Origin of the sequence: Kribbella amoyensis (genome assembly GCF_007828865.1) — a bacterium.
Taxonomy (GTDB): domain Bacteria; phylum Actinomycetota; class Actinomycetes; order Propionibacteriales; family Kribbellaceae; genus Kribbella; species Kribbella amoyensis.
The window spans coordinates 4,475,426-4,498,063 of the sequence record NZ_VIVK01000001.1; the positions used below are offsets into that span (position 1 = coordinate 4,475,426).

A 22,638-nucleotide genomic window follows, 5' to 3' on the forward strand; every position below is an offset into this window, starting at 1 on the left:
GGCGTGGTTCCGTCCGGCGGAACGGGGCCTGTTCTGTCGGTGAGAGCGAGACGGGTGTGCCCTGAGCCCGGCTCCGTCCAGTTGGGGAGGCACGTGTCCGTGGGTCGCCGACTGACAGGCGTCTCCGAGCTTCGGAAGACCAGCTCTGCCCCCGCCCAGCCCCTCCGCCCCGACCTCTTCTCGCACTGCAGACTGCCCCTTTCGGCCCCGGCCGTGCTGGTGGTGGGATCGGCGTGGTGAGGAACGGCGTGGACCGGCCGGCGATCAGTACCGGACCGGCCCTGATGATCCCGGCCGGCTATCCCCGCGACCTGCCCAGCGCGCTGCTGCGGGCGGCGCGGGACTTCGGTGCGGCCGGCGTGGTCGAGATCGGCCCGGACGGCCGCGAGACCCGGCTGGACTTCCCGACCCTGCTCGAGCTGGCCGCGCGGATCCTGGCCGGCCTGCGGGCGAACGGCGTGCGCGCGGGCGACCCAGCGGTCGTGCACTGCACCGAGCCGGTCGGCTTCTTCGCCGCGTTCTGGGCCTGTGCGCTGGGCGGGATCAGGCCGTTGCCGATCGCACCGGCTCCCGAGGGCGACCGGTCCGAGGAGGGCCGCGAGCGGCTCCGCCGGATCACCGAGCTGCTGGGCTGGACGGTCCTGATCGGCCGCCCCGCCGACCTGCCCGACGACCTCGGCCTGCCCGTCCTCGACCCGGACGCGCTCGCCGGACACGAGCCGACCTCGGAGTACCACCGCCCGGCCGCCGACGACGTCGCGCTGCTGATGACGTCGTCCGGCACCACCACCGGTACGCCGAAGATCATCCAGCTGACCCACCGCGGCCTGGTCGAGTTCGCCGCCGGGACGCCGGCGATGCTGCCGGTCCGGCCGGGCCAGGTCACGCTGAACTGGCTGCCGCTGGACCAGAGCGGCGCGTTCCTGCTGTACCACCTGCTGCCCGTCTTCACCGGCTGCACGAACATCCACGTCAGCCCGGACTGGATCCGGGCCGCCCCGCTGCGCTGGCTCGACCTGATGGACCAGCACCGGGTGAACCACTCCTGGGCGCCGAACTTCGGCTACCGCCTGGTGACCGGCGCGATCGCGGAGGACCCGGACCGGCACTGGGACCTGTCAGCGTTGCGCAGCCTGGTCAGCGGCGGCGAGCAGATCACGGTGCCGGTGACGAGCGAGTTCCTCCGGCTGACGAACCGCTTCGGTGTCGTTCCGGAGACCTTCGTCGCGGCCTGGGGGATGACCGAGACCGTCACCGGGATCACGTTCGCCCGGCCCGGCCTGACGCCGAACGTGCACCGGGTCCGGATCTCCGCGTCCGGTGCCGTCGAATGGGTGGACCAGGCAACGACCCCGGGCAAGGTCGCCGTCGCGCGCCCAGGCAAGGCGCGGACCGAGGCACCCGGCGTCCTGAGCCTGGTCTCGGTGGGCGCCCCGGCACCGGGGACGACGGTCCGCATCGTCGGCCCGAACGGCGCGGTCCTGCCCGAAGGCCGCATCGGTCAGCTGCAGATCGCCTCCGCCCGCGTCACCCCGGGGTACCTGGGCAACCCGGACGCCGATCGCGCCGCGTTCCCCGCGGGCAACTGGCCGGCCCGGAAGTGGCTGGCGACGGGCGACCAGGCGTTCATCACCGGCGGCCAGGTGGTCATCACCGGCCGGGACAGCGACCGCATCGTCCTCGACGGCCAGAACCACCTGGCCCACGACCTCGAAGCCCTCGCCGGCGCCGTCCCCGGTACGGTCGACGGCCTCGTCGCGGCCTGTGGTGTCGCCGACCCCGGGACCGGGTCGGACCGCTTGGTCGTGTTCTACGCCGTCACGCCGGAGTCGCCGGAATCCGTTGCCGAGGGCATTCGCCTGGTGCTGTACGAACGTCTCGGACTGACCGCTCAGCCGGTGCCGGTGCCGCGGGAGAACTTCCCGACGACTCCCGGCGGCAAGGTCATCCGGCCGCTGCTCAAGCAGCGACTGATCGAAGGCACACTCGACCGTCCGGTGCCTGAGCCGGCCGCGCGCGTCCAGGAGGACGACCCGAGCGAGCGGACCACGGAGCTGCCGGTGGTGCGGCTGGCGTGGCGTCGTGAGCTGAAGGAATCCATCCCGAAGCCGCCGGAACGCCCGACGTTGGGCGGGAGTCGCGAGGACGAGGAGCCCGACGAGGAAGAGCACTTCTTCGACGGCAAGGCCTTCTCCACGCCGCCGTCCGAGTCCGACGCGGGTGGTGCCGCGGCCGTGGACGATGCCGAGACGACGCTCCTTCCAGCTGTGAGGTCCAAGCTTGCCGACGCCCAGGCATCCGACACTGCTGCACCGTCGGACGACGGGACGCAGGAAACCGAAGCAGCTCAGCCGGCCGACGACGCTGAGCCGACTGACAACGCTGAGCTGACTGACAACGCTGAGCTGACCGACAGCGCTCAGCCGACCGAGAGCGTTGAGCCGACCGAGGGCGCTGGGTCGACCGAGAGCGCTGGGCCGACGGACAGTGCCGAGCCGACGGACAGTACTCGGCTGACCGACGATGGGCAGTCGGCGGCGCTCGTGGAAGCAGCCGACGAGGTGTCCACTGAAGCACCGGCCCCGGACGGCGCGGCGACACTTGAGGCGTCTACCGCATCGGAGCAGGCAGCCTCGGCTCAGCTGGATGACGCCGAAACCACAGTCCTCCCTGCCATCAAATCCAAGGCCCGGTCGGCTGCGTCGACGCCGACCACGCAGGAAGCCGACCCGGCTGGACCCGCCGACGCTCGACCGTCCTCCGACGCGAGCGCGCTCACGCTCGAGCAGAGCGCCGAGCCAGAGGTACCTGCCGACGGTCAGTTTGCGGACGAGGTGACGGCAGCGGAGCCGGCCACGCAGGACACCGAATCAACCGCACCGGCGGACGCCGAGCCCTCCGCCGACACGAACGCCCCCGCGCTTGCCGAAGCTGCAGAAGCCGCATCTGCTCCAGGCAACACCGACGATGAGGTGCCCGGCCTGCCGGAAGCAGTCGCGGACGTACCGGCCGAGGTTCCGACCTCGGCGGAACAGGCCTCTGCAGCTCCGTCCGAACCAACGGAAGCCGTCCCGGCCGACACCCAGCCACAGGTACTAGCTGACGCTCAGCCGGACGTACCGGCGGTATCGACTGACGCTCAGCCGGACGTACAGGCGGTATCGACTGACGATCAGCCGGACGTACCCGCGGACGCTGAGTCGGCGGTATCGACTGACGCTCAGCCGGACGTACCCGCGGACGCCGAGCCGGAGCTGAGCGTCGACGGTCTGTCCGCAGCAACTACGGACGACCAGCCGGAGGTACTCGCGGATGTCGAGTCGGAGGCGCCGGCCGACGGTCTGCCGACCGCGACCACGGACGCCACGACGGCCGATCCCGCAGCCGCGCAAACCACCGCCGACGCCAGCGCAACCCCCGACGTACCAGCCGACGCTCAGCTGCCGGCCGAGTTCGACGATCAGCGCCTTGCCGAAGCGCCTGGCGTAACTCTCGCCGACTCGGCCGCGTCGACAGACGTCGAACCTCTCGCCGGTAAGGACGAGCTGGCCGCCATCACCACGGACGCGCAGCCCGTCGGTGCGACGGAAGAGCAGCCAGTTGGTACGGCAGACCAGATCGCCGCCGGTTCCGAGGACGAGTCGTCCGTCGGCGCCACGGAGGCGCTGTTGGCTGGTTCGTTGGTGGAACAGCCGACCGCCGCGGAGCCACAGCTCGCCGATGCACAGGACGAGCAGAACTCCGGCATGGCCGACGAGCTGGTTGGTCCGGCGGTAGCCCCGGACGAGAAGTTCGCCGAGGCGCCTGACAAGCAGGACGCCGAGACGACCGACGAGCAGCTCGCTCGCGCGGCGGAAGCGGCAAGCGCTACCGCCGAGGACCGGACCGCTGGCGCGTCGGACAAGCAGGACGCCGAGACGACCGACGAGCAGCTTGACGGTTCGGCGGATGTGCAGGCGGATGCCGCAGAGGAGCCGTTTGCCGGTGAGCCTGACGCGCTGGACGCCGGCACGGCTGACGAAGAGCTGGCTGATTCTGCCGAGGCGCGGCCTGTCACTGCGCCCGGGGAGCAGACGACCGGTACCGGAGTCGGGCAGCTCGCCGCGTCCGGGGAGCTCGCCCGTACGGCTGGTGAGCAGCTCGTCGGTCTCGAGGAGTTCGCCAGTACGACAGGTGAGCAGCCCGTCGGTCCGGAGGAGGTCTCCGGTGCAGCGGGTGTGCACCCTGTCGGTCCGGAGGAGCTTGCTGGTGCGGCAGGTGAGCGGCCTGCCGGTGCCGAGGAGGTCGCCGGTACGGGAGGCGAGCAGGTCGTTGGTTCTGGGGAGCAGCTCGCTGGGACCTCGGACGAGCCGTCTAGCGAGGGCGCTGAGGAAACGGGCAGCGCTGAACCTCGTGCCGACCTGCAGGAGAGTGTCCCTGCCGACGACGGGAGCGAGACGGCGTCTGTCGCCGCTCGGGCAGATGATTCCGCTGATGAGCAGACGGCATCCGATGCCGATGAGCAGAAGCCCTCCGATGCTGATGAGCAGTCTCCTGTCGTGCGCGGGGACGGAATCACTGACGACGAGTCGGATGCCGAAGCTGAGGATGTGCAGACTGTTGCACCCGCCGAGGCGCAAGAGGTCGCGGCCAGTGAAGAGCAGTCGGACGACCCGACGGCGGACGGAACCGCTGAGGCCGAGGCGAGTGCTGCCGATGGCGAGCGAGCTGCCGAGGTTCAGGCGCATGCGTCCGCTGACGCCGCGATCGTTCCGGTATCCGCTGATGCGGTAGCAGGCGAGTCCGGCGACGCAGATGCGGTGACATCCGACGACGTGCCAGGTGGAGTACCCGCTGAGGCGGATGCGTCTGCCGATGGGCCTGTTGTTCTGGCTGGCGACAAGCAGGTTGCTTCGCCGACGCGGACGCGGGCGGGTTCGCTTGCTGAGGCGCGCGGTGGTGTACGGACTGACGATGAGTCCGCTGGCACTGCGGAGGTGCGTCGCGGGCCGGTTGCTGCTGAGTTCGAGCGGGCTGTCGACGGTTCTGCGCGGGCTCCCGAAAGGCGGGCGGAGGGCGGGCAGCCAGTTGCGGCGGAGTTTGCTGGGGTCAGCGCGCCGGTTGGTACTGCCGCAGTGCGTGAGGTTCCTGAGCGCAACCAGAACAGCCCGGTGGAGCAGGTCGCGCGGGCTGAAGGCGACGCTGTTGATGACCAGGTTGCCGACGGCGCGGCACCCCTCAAGGATCGTGTTGGCGATGGGCTGGTTGTGGCGCCCGCCGTTGATGAAGCTGCCGTCGTCGACGAGTTGCCGACCGCCCCCGCGCCCGAGCGGGCCGCCGTCGAGCAACCCGTTGCGACCCGGGCGAAGGCCGTTAGTGCTGCTGGACAAGGCGATGCCGTCGCCGTTGTCGGGCTTGCCGCGCGGCTGCCCGGGGCTGATGGGTTGGAGCAGTTCTGGGACAACCTGGTCGGTGGGGTCGAGAGCATTCGCCGGTTCGCTCCGGATGAGGTTCGGGGCGGCGGTGAGGCCTTCGGGGACGACGAGCTGGTTGCCGTCAGTGGCGCGCTGGATGACGTCGAGTCGTTCGATGCCGCCTACTTCGGGCTCAGTGCACGCGAGGCCGAGCTGACCGATCCCGCGCAGCGGTTGTTCCTGGAGGTTTGCCAGCAGGCGCTCGAACACGGTGGGTACGCCGGGCCGAGTGGGCGGATCGGCATCTTCGCCGGATCCGGGATGAACCTGTACGCCCAGCAGAACCAGGCCGGGGAGAACCTCGCCACCCGGGTCGCGTACCGGCTCGGGCTGACCGGGCCCGCGATCGGCGTCCAGGCCGCGTCGTCCTCGTCGTTGGTTGCCGTGCACCTCGCATGTCAGGCCTTGCGCAGTGGGGACGCGGATCTCGCGCTCGCCGGTGCCGCCGCTGTCCACGTGCCGCAGGCAACGGCTTATCACGCGACCCCCGAGTCGATCATGTCGCCGACCGGGCAGGTGCGGGCGTTCGACGCGGGAGCCGACGGGACCGTCGGTGGGAACGGTGTCGCCGCGGTACTGCTCAAGCGGCTCGACCAGGCGATCGCGGACGGGGACACGGTGTACGCCGTGATCCGGGGTTCCGCGGTGAGCAACGGGGACGGGCAGGTCGAGCTCGTCGAGCGGGCGCTGGAGAAGGCGGGCGTACCGGCCGAGTCGATCAGCTATCTCGAGGCCAACGCGGCCGGGTCGGCTGCCGACGACGTCGCCGAGTTCCGCGCGTTGTCGACCGCATTGCGCAAGCACACCGACAAGGTGGGTTTCTGCACGATCGGCTCCGTCAAGCCGAACATCGGCCACCTGGACAGCGCCGCCGGGATGGCCGGCCTGATCAAGACCGTGCTGATGCTGCAGCACCGGACCCTGGTCCCGACGATCAACGTCGACAAGCCGCATCCCGAGCTCCCGTTGGCCGGCGGCCCGCTGACGATCGGGACCGAGGTCCGCGACTGGGAGTCCGGGACCCCGTTGCGCGCGGGCGTCAGCGCACTCGATGCCCACGGCACCAGTGCACACGTCATCCTCGAAGAGGCGCCGCGCCAGGTTCGCCGCGGCGACGACGGACCGGTGGTCCTTCCGTTGTCGGCGCCGGATTCGCATGGCCTGACCGATCTCGCGGCGTTGTTCGGTACCGATCTCGAGGACGGCACCGGGCATCGCCTGATCGACCTCGCGAGTACGGCGGCGCTCGGCCGGCCGGCGCATCGGCATCGGATCGCGGTCACCGGATCGTCGGAGCGCGAGCTGGCCGAGGGACTCGGGACGGCGATCGCGTCCGAGGTACCGCGGGGTGGCCCCGGTCCGCTCGGGTACGCGTTCACCGGCCAGGGCGCGGCGCGTCGGGGGATGGCGGCCGCGCTCGCCTCCCGGTTCCCGGTGTTCCGGGCCGTCCTGGACGAGTGCGACAAGGTGTACGCCGAGGAGTTCGGTGGGAGCCTGCTCGACCTGCTGCTCACCCCCGCCGGTACCGACGGGGTCTGGCCGACCGAGACGGCGCAGCCCGCGTTGTTCGCGTTCGAGTTGGCGCTGGCGCGGTTGTGGCAGTCGTTCGGGGTGCAGCCCGCGTTGGTCGTCGGGCACAGCGTGGGCGAGTACGCCGCTCTGTGCGTGGCCGACGCGCTGTCGTTGGCGGACGGCGTCCGGTTGACGGCCAAGCGCGGCGAGCTGATGCAGCGCGGTACCGTGCCGGGCGCGATGGTCGCGGTCCGCGCCGACGCGGATCGAGTGCGGGAGCTGGCGCAGACGCCAGGCGTTGAGGTTGCTGCGGGCAACGGTCCGCAGTCGTTCGTCCTGGCTGGGTCCGAGGTGATCGTCGGGCAGCTGGCCGAACAGCTCGACCGGCTCGAGGTCGCGTGGCAGCGGCTGGACGTGGATCGCGCGTTCCACAGCTCGCTGGTGGACCCGATCCTCGCGGACTTCGCGGCCGTGGTCGCGGGGATCAAGCTGAAGCCGTTGCGGCTGCCGATGGTGTCGTCGTGGTCGGGTGAACTGCTGGAGAGCGGCACGATCCTCGACAGCGACTACCTGGTCGGGCAACTGCGCCAGCCGGTGCTCTTCGGCGACGCGGTCGAGGCGTTGACCGCGGCCGGCTGCCGTCGTTTCCTCGAGCTCGGCCCGGACGCCGTACTCAGCCCGGCCGGCCGCCGGATCGCCCCGAACAGCACGTGGATCCCGGCCCAGCGTCTCGGCCAGGACCCCGTCCTCGCGACGATGAACGGCCTCGCCGAGCTGTATCTGCAGGGCACAGAGATCACCTGGTCGAAGGTGTACCCGGACGGTGGGCGCGTTCCGCTGCCGACGTACCCGTTCCGTCGGATCCACCACCCGGTCGACCCGAGCGCCCGCCCGGTCGCGCGGATCCACCAGCCGGCCGTGGAGGAGGAGCGCCCGGTCGAGCGGACGTCGGGATCGCTCAAGCGCATCCCGCTGGACCCGCCGCCGGCCAGCGCGAAGGCGGCCGAGCCGGAGGTCGAGCCGGCCGAGCCGGACAGCTCCCCGTTCGCCATCCCGGCCGACGACCACGACCGGCCGGCCACCGTGCGCCCGACCGTCCCAGAGGTTGCCGCAGGCACCGAAGTCAAGGTGAAGCTGGTCACCGGCAAGAAGTCCCAACGCGCCGCCGAGGCCATCCAGACCGGAGTCGACGCGAAGGCCGACGTCGACGCGAAGGCCGGCGTGCCGGGCGAGGCCGCGGCGGTATCCGCGAAGGCGACCCCTGCCGCTGAGGCCGAGAGCCGTCCGTTGCAGGCGGCGGAGCCGGGCGCCGAGATGGCCGCGGCGGACGTAGCAGCCGAACCTTCCGAGCATGCGGTTGCTGCTGCTGAGGGTGTCAGTGCTGAAGCGCAGGTCGCTGACACGGAGGTTGTTGACGAAAGGGCCACTGAAGCAGAGGCCACTGAAGCAGAGGGTGCCGAGACCGCTGAAGTACAGGCTGCTGAAGTCCGAGCTGCCCACGCGGAGGTTGCTGACGCCGGGGACGTTGCGGCGGATGCTCTGGATGCGGCTGAGCGGTACCGGGAGGCGCTGGGCGTTGTCCTGGACCTGACGGGTGAGCAATTGGGGTTGGATCCCTACGACGTCACCGTGGACCACACCTTCGTCGAGCTCGGCGCGGATTCGCTGTCGATGCTGCGGGTCGTCGAGGTGGTGGCTCAGCGGTTCGACGTCGAGGTCGCGGTCAGCGAGTTGTTCGACGAGCTGAAGACCCCGCACCAGCTCGCCTCCGCGGTGGCTTCGCGGACGAACCCGGGCGGCCCCGTCGATCCCCTCGACCTGCTCACTCCGCCGGCCCCGGTCGAGGAGCCGCAGGACTCGCGGGCCGCGCTCGCGGTTCTCGGTTCCGGGCTCGCCGAACTGGCGGCGAAGGTCGACGCGGCCGCCGCAGCGACCAGCGAGGCCGAGCTCCCCGGATCGGGCATGGCCGCGCTGATGTCGCAGCAGCTGCGCGTCGCGAGCCAACTGGTCGAGGGCGTCACCAAGCTGATGCACGAACAGCTCGCCCTCCTGACCGAAGCGACCCCGTTGGCCGCGACCGCCCCGCCCGAAAACCCCAACCAGGCAAAGCCGGCGAACACCGAGGTCCTCGACGCACTCGACGAAGCCACGGCCACCCAGAAGCAGGACGAAAGACAGGACTCGGCGCCGATCCCCGGCACCGAGCAGGACGCCACCCCCGCACCGGTTCTGCGGACCGACAGCAAGCGGCAGTCTGACCTCGGGTACTGGCAGGCCGCGCTGAGTGGCGCCCAGCCGTTGGTCCTCCCCACGGATCGCCCGCGCCCGGCCGGTGGATCCGCGACGGCCGAAGTCGTGCATCATCTCGACGCCGCGCTCGGCGACGCCGTGTTCGCGTTCAGCCGCGATCGCCGGGTCAGTCCGCTGATGACGATGCTCGCCGCCGTCGGTACCGTGCTCGGCCGGTTCGCCGCCCAGGACGACGTCACCATCGGCGCCGCCGCGCTGCGGAGCCAGGGCGCCAAGCCGTTGCCGCTCCGCCTCGACCTGTCCGGTGAGCCGGATCTCGGCGAACTGGCGCAGCGCGTCCGCGAGACCACGACGGCCGCGTTCGACCACGCCGGCGCCGACCTCGCCGTCCTCGAGCAGGATCCGCTGTTCCAGGTGCTCGTCGAGTTCGAGCCGTCGGACGCTGAGCTCGCGGCCGACCTGGATCTCCGGCTCACGCTCACCCATCAGCCCGGTGGGATCACCTGTACCGCGACCTACCGGACCGGGTTGTTCGACGAGTCGACGATCGTCCGCGTCCTCGCGTACCTGGAAGCCGTCCTGCGTCGCGCGACCAGCGAGTTCGGTCGCTCGCTGCCCGAGCTGATGGCCCCGATCGGCAACGACCTCGACCTCCTCGGCGAACTGGAGGGCGAGCCGCCCGCGTCCGGTCCGGTCGGCCGGTCCCGCCGGGACGCCGTCGTGGCCGGTGAACTCAGCGGGCTGCACACGTTGTTCGAGCAGCAGGTCGCCCGGACGCCGGACGCGATCGCGCTGATCCAGGGCGCCCGCGAGATCACGTACGCCGAGCTCGACCGTCGCGCGAACGCGGTCGCCTGGCAGCTCGTCGATCTCGGGGTGAAGCCGGGCCAGGTCGTCGCGGTCCGCGTCGGCCGGAGCGCCGAGCTCGTGATCGCAGTCCTCGCCGTGCTCAAGTCCGGCGCCGCCTACCTCCCGCTCGACCCGGGCGTGCCGGAGTCGCGGTGGGCGTTCATGACCGACGACGCGGCCGCGGTCGCAATGGTCGGGGACGACGCGGCGCTCGCGGATCGGCTCGGCCTGCGGCTGATCCCGGTCGGCGCGGGCGACGCGGACGCCCGGGCCAAGCAGGCACCGCCGGTCCAGGCCGCCGCGGATGACGTTGCCTACTGCATCTACACGTCCGGCTCGACCGGCAGCCCGAAGGGTGTCCTCGTCCCGCATCGCGGCCCGGTCAACCTGATCCGGCACTACCTGCGGACCCGCTCGTCGCTGCGGACGTTGCAGTGGAGCTCGTTCGGGTTCGACGTCCACGTGCAGGAGATGTTCACCGCGCTCGCCTCCGGGTCCGCGCTGGTGCTGATCGGCGAGGACGACCGGTACGACCCGGACGCGGTGCTGGCCGCGCTCACGGAGTACTCCGTGCAGCGGTTGTTCATGACGTTCACCCCGCTGACCGCGTTGCTGGCCACGCTCGAGGAGATGCCGGAGCTGCCCGCGTTGCGCGAGATCGTCGCCGGTGGTGAGGCGATGGTGATGACGCACGGGATCCGCGACTTCCTCGCCGCGCACCCGCACTGCGTGCTCTACAACGAGTACGGGCCGACCGAGGCGTCCGTGGTCACCACGATCCACCGGGTCGACCCCGACGACGACCGGCCGTCGATCGGCCGGCCCATCGACGGCGTCGTGGTCCGGTTGCTCGACGAGGCACTCCGGCCGGTCCCGGTCGGCGCGATCGGCGAAATCCACCTCGGCGGCCTGGCCGTTGCCCACGGCTACGTCGGCCGGCCGGACGAGACGCTGACCGTGTTCGTCGGCGACCCGGGGCATCCGGGCGGCCGGCTGTACCGGACCCGTGACCTGGCCCGCTGGCGTCCGGACGGCACGCTGGACTACCTCGGCCGCGTCGACGACCAGGTGAAGATCCGCGGCCACCGGGTCGAGCCGGGCGAGACCGAGCACGTCCTCGCCGACCTGCCGGGCGTGACCGACGCGGTCGTGGTCGCGTGTACCGATCCGGGCGGCGAGACCTGCCTGATCGGGTACGTCGTGCTGGCCGACGGGGATCCCGCGGTGCTGACCAGGCTGATGATGGAGCTGACCAAGGAGCTGCCCATCTACCTGGTCCCGGCCGACCTGATCCCGTTGGAGGATCTCCCGCTCGACGCCAGCGGCAAGCTCGACCGCGCCCGCCTCCCCGAACCGGAATGGCTCAAGGACTGACCCGTACTAGCACCGCGTCCGCTCGACAGTTGCCAGCCACTCCGAAGTGGCTCGCGGATCGGTCAGCTGGACGACGGCCAGGTGGGACCAGCGAGGCTGCCGGGTCCGCTCGGTGAGTTCGCGATGCCGTACCGCGCTGAGCCGCCACGACCGGCGGATCGGGTGCTCGGGCCGCAGCCACCACAACGGGGTCTCGCGGTGCCCGTGCCACAAGCGTTCCCGAGTGACGATCCGCCGGACCGACCGCTTGGCCGCACGGCTCACCACCACCCGTCGCGGATAGTCGAGCCAGAGCAGCGTGTCGGCCCGGGTCCACAGCTGTTCGCGGATCCGCGGTGGCGCCTCGGAATCGGCCGGCGGTCCCTGCGAGTCGAACAGCCAAGCCCCGCCCGCCGTGATCCGGTCGATCTCGGCCTCGAAGCTGGGCGCCATCCGCAGGTCGGGCCCGTAGTACAGCGCGTCGAGCTCGTACAGCGGCAGGCCGAGGAGTGGCGCGAGCCGGCGAGCGAGCGTCGTCTTGCCCGATCCGCCCAGGCCGGCGATGAGGACTTTGCGTGGTGATGGACCCGAGGTACTCATGGCGCCGATTCTGGAGTCGCCGGGTCCTGGCGGTCCAAGACGCAACTGCTCTAGTTGTACCGGGTCGAGACGTTGGTGGCAGGTGGGGTGGGGTTGACGTGAGGAGAACCTCCGGTTGGGGTGTGGCTTGTCGAAGGCTTCACACTCACCGGAGGTTCTCGTGTCCCACCGTAACGCGCGTACGACGTTTCATGGCCGGTTGCTGATCGTGCAGCGGCACCGGGCCGGGTGGGCGCAGGCGCATATCGCGAAGGCGATGGGTGTGTCGCGCAAGTGTGTGAAGACCTGGCTCGATCGGTACGAGGCTGAAGGCGAGGCGGGTCTGCGGGACCGGTCGTCGCGGCCGCATCGGTGTCCGCGGCGTACGCCGGCCGAGGTCGAGCAGCGGGTCCTGGACGCGCGGGAGCGGTTGCGGCTCGGTCCGGAACCGATCGCGGCCCAGACCGGGGTACCGGCCCGGACGGTGTCGCGGATCCTGCGCCGCCACCGGGTGCCGCATCTGGCCGTGTGTGACCCGATCACCGGTCAGGTGATCCGGGCCTCCAAGACCACCGCGATCAGGTACGAGCGGGACCGGCCAGGCGAACTGGTCCACATGGACGTGAAGAAGATCGGCCGGATCCCCGACGGCGGCGGCTGGCGCGCACACGGCCGCGCCAGCGCCTCGACCCGCCGCGACCGCAGCACCCGGGTCGGGTTCGACTACGTGCACTCACTCGTCGACGACCACTCCCGGCTGGCCTACTCAGAGATCCTGCCCGACGAGAAAGGCCCCACCTGCGCCGGCTTCCTGACCCGCGCCATCGCCTTCTTCGCCGCGCACGGCATCACCCGGATCGAACGGTTGATGACCGACAACGCCTGGTCCTACCGCTGGTCACTGCGCGAGGTCTGCGCCACCCACGCCATCACCCAGAAATTCATCAAACCCCACTGCCCCTGGCAGAACGGGAAGGTCGAGCGCCTCAACCGGACCCTGCAAACAGAGTGGGCCTACCGGCAGGTCTTCACCACCAACACCGAACGCACCGCCGCACTTGCACCCTGGCTCGAGTCCTACAACACTCAACGCCCACACACCGCACTCGGAGGACACCCACCCATCACCCGACTGCAACCAACCTCATGACCGGGTACATCTAGTGCCCCGTGTTGGAAGTTGCTTGGCGCTTGCGGCGCCCAGGCACGCACCTCGCGGCACCGGCCGATCATCCACGATGGCACCGCATCGAGGACGCTCGTCCGGCACCGCGATGCACGCACCTGACCACCGCAATCACTCAAGAAACTTCCAACACGGGGCACTAGCGGTAACGGATCAGGTTATGGCTCGAAGGGCCGGGCCGCCTCGGGGTGCGGCCCGGCCGGTCTCGAGGGGTTGGTTCTGCACCGCGGACGGGGGAGCGGCCCGATGCCGGCCCTCCCGTCGGCACCGGCCCACCGTCCGTGGTGCAGAACCCGCGTGCGATCCTCATCCCTCCCGAGGATCGATCGCAGTCGCCGGGGTCCGTCGGCGGAGCAGCGCGAACGCACTGATCACACAGATGAGCAGCGAGTACACCGCCCAGACGGATCCGACGTTTCCCAGGCCCGGTCCGTTCCCCCGGGAGCCGAGGGCGACGACGGCGGTGACCGCGACCAGCGCGATCAGCGGGCCGGTCCAGCCCAGCACGCCCATCCGTACCGGCTGCTCGTCCTCGGCCGGCGCCTCGTCGGCCGAGGTCGGGGGTACAGCGGAACCACGGATGGACTCGTGCAGGGCCGCGACGCCGCAGGAGGCGGCGACGTTGAGCAGCAGCAACCGGTCGGCGACCTCACCGAGCGACGCCCCGTGCGGACCGAGAGTGCCGTACACGACGGCGTACAGGTCCACGGGAACGGTGACAGCGGCGGCGGCGACGACGGCGAGCTGGAGGAGCCGGGGCCGGCGGACGGAGGTCCGGAGCCGGCCGTGCGGCGTGATCGCGAGCACGACCACGCCGGAGAAGAAGAAGGCGAAGACGAGCAGTACCGCGACGTCCATCAGGACCTGTCCCTACGGTCGAGCGTTGCCCCGGACAACGCTGGTGGACGTACGTACGACCCGGTTGTCCACGCGAGCGGCGAAGGGTCACCCCTCCACCGCACACGCGAACGGCCAATCCCTGACATGCAGGCCCCCTGATTGCCCTCGGACGGCGTGCCCCCCACCCCATCCATCCGTTGCATCGGGCCCCAAGGGCAGCTCGTTACACAGATTGCGGGATTGAGTAAAAATTGCACAAAATTGCGCGGGAGATCCGTTTCCGCACCGCAGTTCTGTGTGCGGTACGTCGCCGACCGGACGACGATTCGTCACCACGGCCTTGGTCGCTGCGACGGCAGCGATCCGGACTGCCGGACGGACGGAATGTCAGCTTGTCCGACAACATCCATCCGGCCGATCCGGTGCATCGAACCCCGGCGCGGGGCCGGGTGGGGTCAGGCGGCGGTGTTCCAGGCGAGCCGGGCGGCGCCGAGCAGACCGGCGTTCGGGAGCTGGGCCGGCTCGACGGTGAGGTCGGTGACGAACGGGAGCTGGGCGAGCCGCTTGACCCACCGCTCGACCGGGTCGAACAGCACCGGGCCCGCCTTCGCGACGCCGCCGCCGATCACGACGCTGGTCAGGTCGACGGTGACCGCGGTCGCGACGATCCCGGCGGCGAGCGCCTGGGCGCCGTCGTCGAACACGGCGAGTGCGACCTCGTCACCGGCCGCCGCGTCGGCGGAGAGTACCGCCGCGTCCACGGCCTCGCCGGACCGCCAGCCGCGCCGCTGGGCCCGGGCCACCATCCGCGGGCCGCTCGCGTACGTCTCGACGCAGCCGTACGAGCCGCACGCGCAGGCCTCGCCGTCCAGGTCGACGACCATATGGCCGAGGTGGGCCGCGTTGCCGGACTGGCCGAGCATCGGCTCGCCGTCCACCACCAGGCCGGCGCCGACCCCGGTGGAGACGACGATGCCGAGCAGGTTCTCGGCCGCCCGGCCGGCGCCGGTCCAGAACTCGCCGAGCGCGAAGCAGTGACCGTCGACGCCGAGCGCGACCGGGAGGTCACCGACCAGCGCCTGGACCCGGTCGACCAGCGGGAAGTTCCGCCAGCCGACGATGTTCACCGGTGAGACCAGGCCGTGCCGCAGGTCCAGCGGTCCGGCCGAACCGATGCCGACCGCGACCGGCCGGACGTCCCCCCGGACCCGGCCGATCAGCTCGGCGAGCGCCGCGAACACCTGCTCGGCGTCTCCCGGCGGCGTCATGATCCGGTCCTCGGTGATGATCTCGCCGTCCTCGGCCACCAGCGCGGCGGCCATCTTGGTGCCGCCGATGTCGATGCCGAGAACGGTCGCTGCAACGTCGCTCATGGTCCCCCCGTCAGTGCCGGTGCAGGTTGTCAGGTTGATTGCTGTCGCCGGGATGCTCCAGCCCGCGGACCAGCTGGACCCGCTCGGCGATCACCCGGTTCAGCCACCGCGCGAACGCCTCCAGTCGCGCGCTGTCCACCAGCTCCCGATGCCACCGTGCCACCGGGACGGCAGGATCCGCAGGCGGTTTTTCACCGAGGACGTCGGCCGCGTACGCGAGCTGACCGGCTGGGATCCGGACGTCCGCGCTGACCAGCTCGGCCACCCGCCGGACCGCCGCGGACCCGGCCAGCGCCGCCGCGGTGATCGAGCCGACGGCGATGGCGGTGGACACGTCGAGCGGGGTGACCGGGGCCGGCGACGCGTCGTCACCGCGCCGGCGCAGTTCGTCGAGGCAGAGCTGCTCGGTGAGGACGACCTGGGCGACCCAGCGGGCGAGCTGCCGTCCCTCCCGGCTGTCCGGGCGGGGGAGCACGCAGGCCGCGTCACTGGCCCGGAGCGCCGCGAGCCGCTCGTCGAGCAACTCGCGGGCGACGGGTTCACCGTTGAGGTACGCCATCACCTCCGGCGGCGCGACCGGCGCCTCACTGTGCCCGTGACTGTGGCCCTGCCCATGACCGTGGCCATGACCGTGGCCGTGGCCATGACCGTGGCCGACGGCGAGGGTGGCCGTCACCGGATCTCCAGCCGGACCGTCGGGGCGTACTGGGCCCGGCCGAACCACATCACTTTCGGCAACACCCACGCGTGCGCCGGACCCGCGTCGGCCGGGGCCACGACGGGCACCGGGACGGTCACCGACGCCTTCGGCGGGACGACGACCGAGCGCACCGGCTCGGGCAGCCACGACCACGTCCCGTACGGCGAGGCCAGCTGCAGCTCGGCGCGGATCTCCGAGGAGGTGGAGTTCAGGAATTCCAGCTCGAGCGTCTCGGTCGTCCCCGCGGTGAGCCGCAGATCCCGGGTCGACGGGGAGACCGTCAGCCCGGTCGCGCGGCCGGGCTCGCCTTCGACGGCACCGGCGCCGTGGTCCGGTGGCTCGGTCGGCGCCATCCCGAATCCGAGCACCGCGGTCAGCTCCGGACTCTCCCCGACGAACACGGTGACCACGTCCTCGACCGCCTGGACGCCGGCGCCACCAGCGAGCTCGTCGGTCTTGGTGACGACGCGCGCGGCGACGAAGTACTGGCCGGGCTCGCAGCTCTCCGGCGGGTTCACGTACGCCAGGTGGCGGACGTAGCCGCCTGGTTCCAGGCGCACGGCGCGGTCGGGCTGATCGGTGGTCCAGCCGGCCGGCAGATCGAGGGTCAGGGTGCCTTCGGCCACCGCGTCGACGTACTGGTTCGCGATCACCATCGAGACCTCGAACGGCTTGCCCGCCGTCCGGGCGACAGTCGGCGACACCGAGAGGCTGACCGGCAGGAAGCCCATCTGCGCGGGGCCGCGGTTGTGCAGCCAGTACCGCGAGTACGACGGCTGCGCGAGCTCGCCGGCCTGGCCGAGGATTTCGCCCTCGGCCGCGGCGCCGTCGAGGTCGAGCACGAAGGTGTCCACCGCCGAGCCGGTCAGCTCGACCGTGAGCTTGCCGTCGGCAACCTCGATCGGCGCACCGCGGGACTCCAGCAGGTCGGCGTGGGTGGCGCCGGTGATCGGCAGGGCGGACGTGACGGTGGCGGTACCGCCGAGACCCGTTGCCTCGATCAACCGCAAGGTGACCCCGTCCCGCGGGTCGGAGGCGCGGCCGGAGCCGTGCGCGATCGGATTGCCGGCCGGCTTGAGCGTGGAGACCAGCACGTCCCGCTCGGGGGAGACCTGGAGCAGCGAGTGGGTCGCGGGCAGCGTCCCGTCGTGCGCGGTGGTGGTTGCCGCCAGCAACGGTGAGGAGAACTCCTGGCCGCGGGCCGGGAGCTGCAACGCCCGCCAATCGCCTTCGCCGGTGGACAGCGCGTACCGGAACTCGTGGGTCCAGTGCTGCAGCTGGAACGACGAACCGTCCGGCGTGGACCGGCGCGGCGGGTCGATCCAGATCCCCGACGGCCACCCGGTGCAGGACCGCAGCAGCGAGGCGTGCAGGGCGCCGGTCGCGTCGACCGCGAACCCAGGCAGCCCGTACGTGAGCAGCGCGACGGTGACATCGCTGAAGTCCTCGATCACGCCGTCGCCGGAGACGGTCGCCGTGATGCGTGCCTGACCGAGCTGCTCGACGGCCGTCGCGACAGCCTCGGCCGTCGGCAGGACCAGGGCGGGGATCGCGCGGACGTCGCGGACGTCCGCGTTCGGCTGCCAGACCTCGGCGAGCGCGGTCCGCGGCGGCACGTAGTACGGATCGGACCCGGAGCCCGTGTCGTCGCCGAGGAGTGCGGCGGCGTCGGCGACCAAGATGCGGAGGTCGGGGAGGTTCGAGTCGACCTTGAGCGAACCGTACCGCGAGCCGCCGGCCAGCGAGGTGGTCGCCGTGACCCCGACGCGGGCCAGGGCGACGACCAGGTCGCGGACGTCGGCCGGCTCGGAACCGTCCGGCACGACGATCTCGGCGACCGCCAGCGGGCGGGTGCCGACGTGGTTGCCGTCAGCATCGGTCAGGGCGATCCGCGCCGTCGAACCGAGGCCGAACCAGGTGTTCGCCGGGTTGTCGAGCGTCCACGGCGCCTGCTCGACGTCCACGTCGATCAGCCCGAACCCGCGCCCGACCACGGCCCCGGCGACCTCGCTCAACGGCAGCGCGCCCGGGACGTCCGCGGGGAACTTGACCCGGACCAGCCGGTCCGACTGGGCGTGGTCGAGGATCCGGGTGGTGAACTCGATCCGGTCCAGCCCCGCGTACGCCGTGATCACCGACTCGTACGAGATCCCGTCCACCTCGCCGCGGCTGATCACCCGGCTGCCGAGCGGCCCGGACTGGGTGAACACCTTGGCCGGCGCCTCGGTCGAGCCGACCACCGGGCCGGACGGGGTGAGGTGCCAGGGCCCCTCGCCGAACCGCGGGTGGTCCGGGTACTCCTGGTAGACGCGGAGCTCGTTGCCGAGACCTTTGAGGACCTGTCGACCGGTCCGCTTGTCGACAATCCCGCTCACCGCGCCGCCGCGGGACGGATCCACGGTGACGGTGAAGAACTCGTTCTCCACGGCGTCGGTGGACTCGGCCGGGCCCCACGTTCCCGCCGTACCGTCGACGAGGCCGTAGCCGCGCCAGCCGAGCGAGGGGACGTCCTCCGCGAGGAAGGTCAGCTTGTTGCCCTCGACAACGGACGGGACCTGCTCGCCGTCGGCGCCGACGACGGTGCGGGGGCTGTCGTCGGGCAGTTCGACGGTGACCAGGTCGGTCCGGGCGAAGGAGAGCGTGTTGGTGACGACGATCGCGTGCGCGCCGAACGCGCTGGTGTCGATCCGGGCCGCGAACGCTTCGAGCGACGCGGTCCGGGCCTCGTCGGACAGGTCGTGCGCCTCGCGCCAGCCGGTGACCAGGTCGATGTACACCTGGTCCGACTCCGACCCGGTGATCGCGTCGTGGTGCGCGCCGTACGCGAGCTGCCGCCACACCTTGTCCAGCGAGGCCTCGGCGAACCGGCCGAGCCCGAGCAGATCGGCGTACGTGCCGAGCTTCTCCGCGTCGACCGCCGCGACCTCGGCCGCGCGCTGGGCCTGCTTGGTGTCGATGTACGACACGTCCTTGCCGGTGTAGATCGGGTTCATGTCGCGCGACTGCGGTGACGGCTTGCGGCCCTCGGTGTCGAGCTCGGCACGGACCCGGTCCATGAAGTGCTTGGTGGTGCCGCAGACGAACTTGGGCCACGCGTACCGCTCGGCCCAGTCGTGGTGCAGCGCGGTGATCCAGTTGTTCGGCGGGGTGTAGTCGCCGCCGACCGGGAGCAGGGTGTTCTTCGTCGCCGCGACCGTCTTCAGCGTGGCGAACAGCTGGTACGCCGTGTCGCCGGCCGCCTCGACACTCGGTGCGTGCTGCAGGTCCCAGCCCGGGCCGTAGTGGTCCGGCATGTAGTGCGTGAGGACGCCGTCGCCGCTCGGGCTGATCCACTCGAACTCGCTGTGGAACTGCATCACCGCGGCCGTCCCCGACTTCGGGTCGCCCCACGCCTGCCGCAGCGGGCCCCACTGGTGGAACGGGCCACGCGCCCAGGCGGACCCGGTCAGCCCGGCCTTCGCCAGGTACCCCGGGAACTGCGGGTCGTGCCCGAATACGTCCAGCTGCCACGCGTTCCGCGGGTCGCCGCCGAGGATGTCGCGCTGGTACCCGACCCCGTACACGATATTGCGGATCGTGGTCTCGGCACCGGTGAGGTTGGTGTTCGGCTCGTTGTACGTACCGCCGATGATCTCGACCCGGCCCTCCGCGATCAACCGCCGCAGCACGGCCCGGTTCTCGGGGAAGGTGTCGAAGTACGGCTTGAGGTAGTCGAGCTCGGCGAGTACGAAGCAGTACGCCGGATCCCGCAGCGCGAGCTTGAGATGCGCGTCGACCAGGCTGAACGCGTTGTGCGTGTACACCGGCCGGGTGGTGCCGTCGGGGCCCTGCAGGTCCCAGCTGGTCGTGTACGCCGCCTGCGTGTTCCACCAGACCGGGTCGTAGTGGAAGTGGCTGACCATCACCATCGTCCAGCCCGGCTCCGCGATGACGATCACCCCGGCGTCCCGCGCGACCTCGGCCCCACCGGCCTCGACCGTGACGGTGGCCGCGACCTCCGCGCCGTACCGGGTCCGTAGCTCGGCGTCGACGTCCAGCGGTACCTCGACCCGCGCGTCCCCGTCACCGGCGGGCAGTTCCGCGGTACCGCTCACGCCGTCGCCCTCGACGCGCACACCGAGTACCCCGTCGGCGCTCGTCCGGTGGAGCTCGATCCGCAGCACCTGGCGCGGATCGTCGTCACTCCCGACGAACAACTCGGGCGAGGAGACACGGGTGATCTGAACGGTCAAGGCGATCGGACTCCGTCTGGCAGGCGGTCAGGTCGAGAGACAACGTTATCCGCAAGAGGCCGATACAGCGAGGGGTAAGCCCAGCTAATCACCCATCACCGCGCCCCAACCAGCGAAGAATCCGCCGTCAGCCGCCTGACAACCCCCTGACAACGAACGTCCTGACAAGCCAATCAACCCCCAGAATCACCCCTGACCACCAGATCAGCCGAACCACCGGTCGCGGTGTGCAGGTGGACAGGAGGATGTCGCGTCTCGGCTGAGCGAGCGGCCAGGGTCCGCCGGCCGAGTTCGCGAGTTGGGGACTACCTCCTGTCCTCGTGCACGCTCAGGACAAGAGCCGGCCCGGGATGCGCAAGGCACCCCGGGCCGGGCGGGAGTTCAGGCCTGGTTGAGGCCGGGGTTGCCGGCTTCTACAACGAAGGTGGCGCGGGTGGTGACGGGCGCGCCGGCGGTCGTCACGTAGGGGATGGTCTTGAAGTCGGCGCGCAGGGAGTCGCGGGTGATGGTGGTGCTCACGTAGCCGCGCTGATTGTTGATGAGCTTGATGTGCGGGTTCTCGTCCAGCTGGAGCTGGCCGCCGGTCGGCATGTCCTGGCCGTCGCCGCCGGAGGTGATCGAGGTGGTCACCAGTTCGACGCCGACGGTGGCCGAGTCCGGGTTGCGGAAGTCGGCCTTGAGGTCGTTCGCGTAGTGCTTGTGGACATCACCGGTGAGCACGACCGGGTTGGTGACGTTGCGCTGCTGGATGCCGTCGAGGATGCGCTGGCGGGACGCGACGTACCCGTCCCAGGCATCCATGCTGTACGTGACGGACGGTCCGGCGGTGAAGTCGCGAGCCGCGAAGAACACCTGCTGCCCGATCACGTCCCAGGTCGCCGAGGACCGGCCGAGCCCGTCGAGCAACCACTTCTCCTGGTCGGGTCCGGTGATCGACCGAGCCGGGTCGAACGCGGCCGGGCAGTCCGACGCGGTGTCGCTGCACGCCTGGTCGCTGCGGTACTGCCGGGTGTCGAGCATGTGGAACTCGGCGAGCCGCCCCCACTGGATCCGCCGGTAGATCTGCATGTCGATCCCGCGCGGGATGCTCGACCGGCGCAACGGCATGCTCTCGTAGTACGCCCGGTACGCCGCCGCGCGCCGCTCCAGGAAGCCGGCCTGACCCGCGGGTGACGGAATCTCGTCCGCGTAGTTGTTCTCGAGCTCGTGGTCGTCCCACACCACGACCCACGGCGCCACCGCGTGCGCGGCCTGCAGGTCGGGGTCGGTCCGGTACTGCGCGTGCCGGACCCGGTAGTCGGCCAGCGTCCAGATCTCCTTGGCGGGGGAGTGCGCACGCGCCCCACTGCCACCGGCACCCTCGTAGATGTAGTCACCGAGGTGCAGTACGAGCGACGGGTGCTCCTCGGCCATCCGCTGGTACGCGGTGAAGTACCCGCCGGCGTAGTTGGAACACGACACGAACGCCATGTGCAGCGGGCTCCCGTACGTCCCCGGCAGCGGCGTGGTCACCGTGCGGCCGATGGCGGACAGGTGCTTCTCGCAACGGAAGCGGTAGTAGTACTCGCGGCCGGGCAGCAACCCGCCGACCTCGACGTGCACGGCGTGAGCCGACTCCGGCCCGGCGGAGACGACGCCGGCGCGGACGACGCGCCGCATCTGCGGGTCCAAGGCGACCTGCCACTGCACGTTGTACCGGCGGCTGGGCATCCCGCCCATACCGTCGGCCGCGAGCGGGTCGAGCGCGAGCCGGGTCCACAGCACGACGCTCCGGAAGTCGGGGTCACCGGACGCGATACCAAGCGTGAAAGGATCGGTCAGAGTCTGCCGCGAACCGGCAGACTCCACCGGGACGGGCGACCCGGAGGCCGGGACGGTACCGGCGGCGACAGCGGTGGCGCCGACAGCGGTAGCGGCGAGCAGGCCGCGCCGGGTGAGCGGGCGGTTGATCGGTGTAACGGGCATGGCGGAGCTCCGTGACTGATCGGGAAAAGGATTCCCCGACACCTTTCTCTCCGCCCAAGAACCCCAGGTGACACCCCGGCATGCCCCCGGTGAACCTTCCACCCGACCCCACCCACCTCGACCACCCACCTGGCCACCCGCCCACCTCGACCACCCACCCCACCTCGACCACCCACCCCACCTCGACCACTCACCTGACCACCCGCCCACCCGCTCGCCCGCCACCCGACCGAGCCGGGCCTCAACCACAGCTGCGAGCTCGCGCACCCAGCCGAAGACGGCGCCGTGTGCTGCAGCTGCGGATCGTGGCGCGGGGTTGTGGGCTGAGCACCCCAACCAGCTGGGG

General features: G+C 71.0%; 8 protein-coding genes. 2 read left to right on the top strand and 6 right to left on the bottom strand.

Annotated elements, in window-relative coordinates; all coding sequences use genetic code 11:
* The first annotated feature begins 236 nt into the window (after positions 1–236).
* Positions 237–11,438, top strand: coding sequence for a non-ribosomal peptide synthetase/type I polyketide synthase (locus FB561_RS21165; RefSeq protein WP_145809221.1), 11,202 nt, complete (start codon positions 237–239; stop codon positions 11,436–11,438).
* A 6-nt stretch (positions 11,439–11,444) separates the two neighbouring features.
* Here FB561_RS21165 and FB561_RS21170 read toward each other — a convergent pair whose 3' ends face one another.
* Positions 11,445–12,017: a P-loop NTPase family protein gene (locus FB561_RS21170; RefSeq protein ID WP_145809223.1), complete on the bottom strand. Its 573-nt coding sequence runs from the start codon at positions 12,015–12,017 to the stop codon at positions 11,445–11,447.
* A 160-nt stretch (positions 12,018–12,177) separates the two neighbouring features.
* Between FB561_RS21170 and FB561_RS21175 the strand changes: the two genes are divergently transcribed.
* Positions 12,178–13,146: an IS481 family transposase gene (locus FB561_RS21175; RefSeq protein ID WP_145808826.1), complete on the top strand. Its 969-nt coding sequence runs from the start codon at positions 12,178–12,180 to the stop codon at positions 13,144–13,146.
* A gap of 342 nt (positions 13,147–13,488) precedes the next feature.
* Here FB561_RS21175 and FB561_RS21180 read toward each other — a convergent pair whose 3' ends face one another.
* From FB561_RS21180 to FB561_RS21200, 5 genes are all read right to left on the bottom strand, one after another.
* Positions 13,489–14,040 (bottom strand): hypothetical protein, encoded by a 552-nt coding sequence (locus tag FB561_RS21180; RefSeq protein WP_145809225.1) that lies wholly within the window; start codon positions 14,038–14,040, stop codon positions 13,489–13,491.
* Between the two features lie 437 nt (positions 14,041–14,477).
* A complete protein-coding gene (locus FB561_RS21185) occupies positions 14,478–15,395 on the bottom strand; it encodes an ROK family protein (RefSeq protein ID WP_145809227.1) in 918 nt (305 codons plus the stop codon).
* A gap of 10 nt (positions 15,396–15,405) precedes the next feature.
* Positions 15,406–16,071 (bottom strand): DUF7158 domain-containing protein, encoded by a 666-nt coding sequence (locus FB561_RS21190; RefSeq protein ID WP_238334951.1) that lies wholly within the window; start codon positions 16,069–16,071, stop codon positions 15,406–15,408.
* A complete protein-coding gene (locus tag FB561_RS21195; RefSeq protein ID WP_145809229.1) occupies positions 16,068–20,327 on the bottom strand; it encodes a glycoside hydrolase family 38 N-terminal domain-containing protein in 4,260 nt (1,419 codons plus the stop codon). The genes FB561_RS21190 and FB561_RS21195 overlap by 4 nt, the downstream gene beginning before the upstream one ends.
* Positions 20,328–20,708: 381 nt before the next feature.
* Positions 20,709–22,292, bottom strand: a complete 1,584-nt coding sequence (locus FB561_RS21200) for an alkaline phosphatase D family protein (RefSeq protein WP_145809231.1) — start codon at positions 22,290–22,292, stop codon at positions 20,709–20,711.
* Between the last annotated feature and the right edge of the window lie 346 nt (positions 22,293–22,638).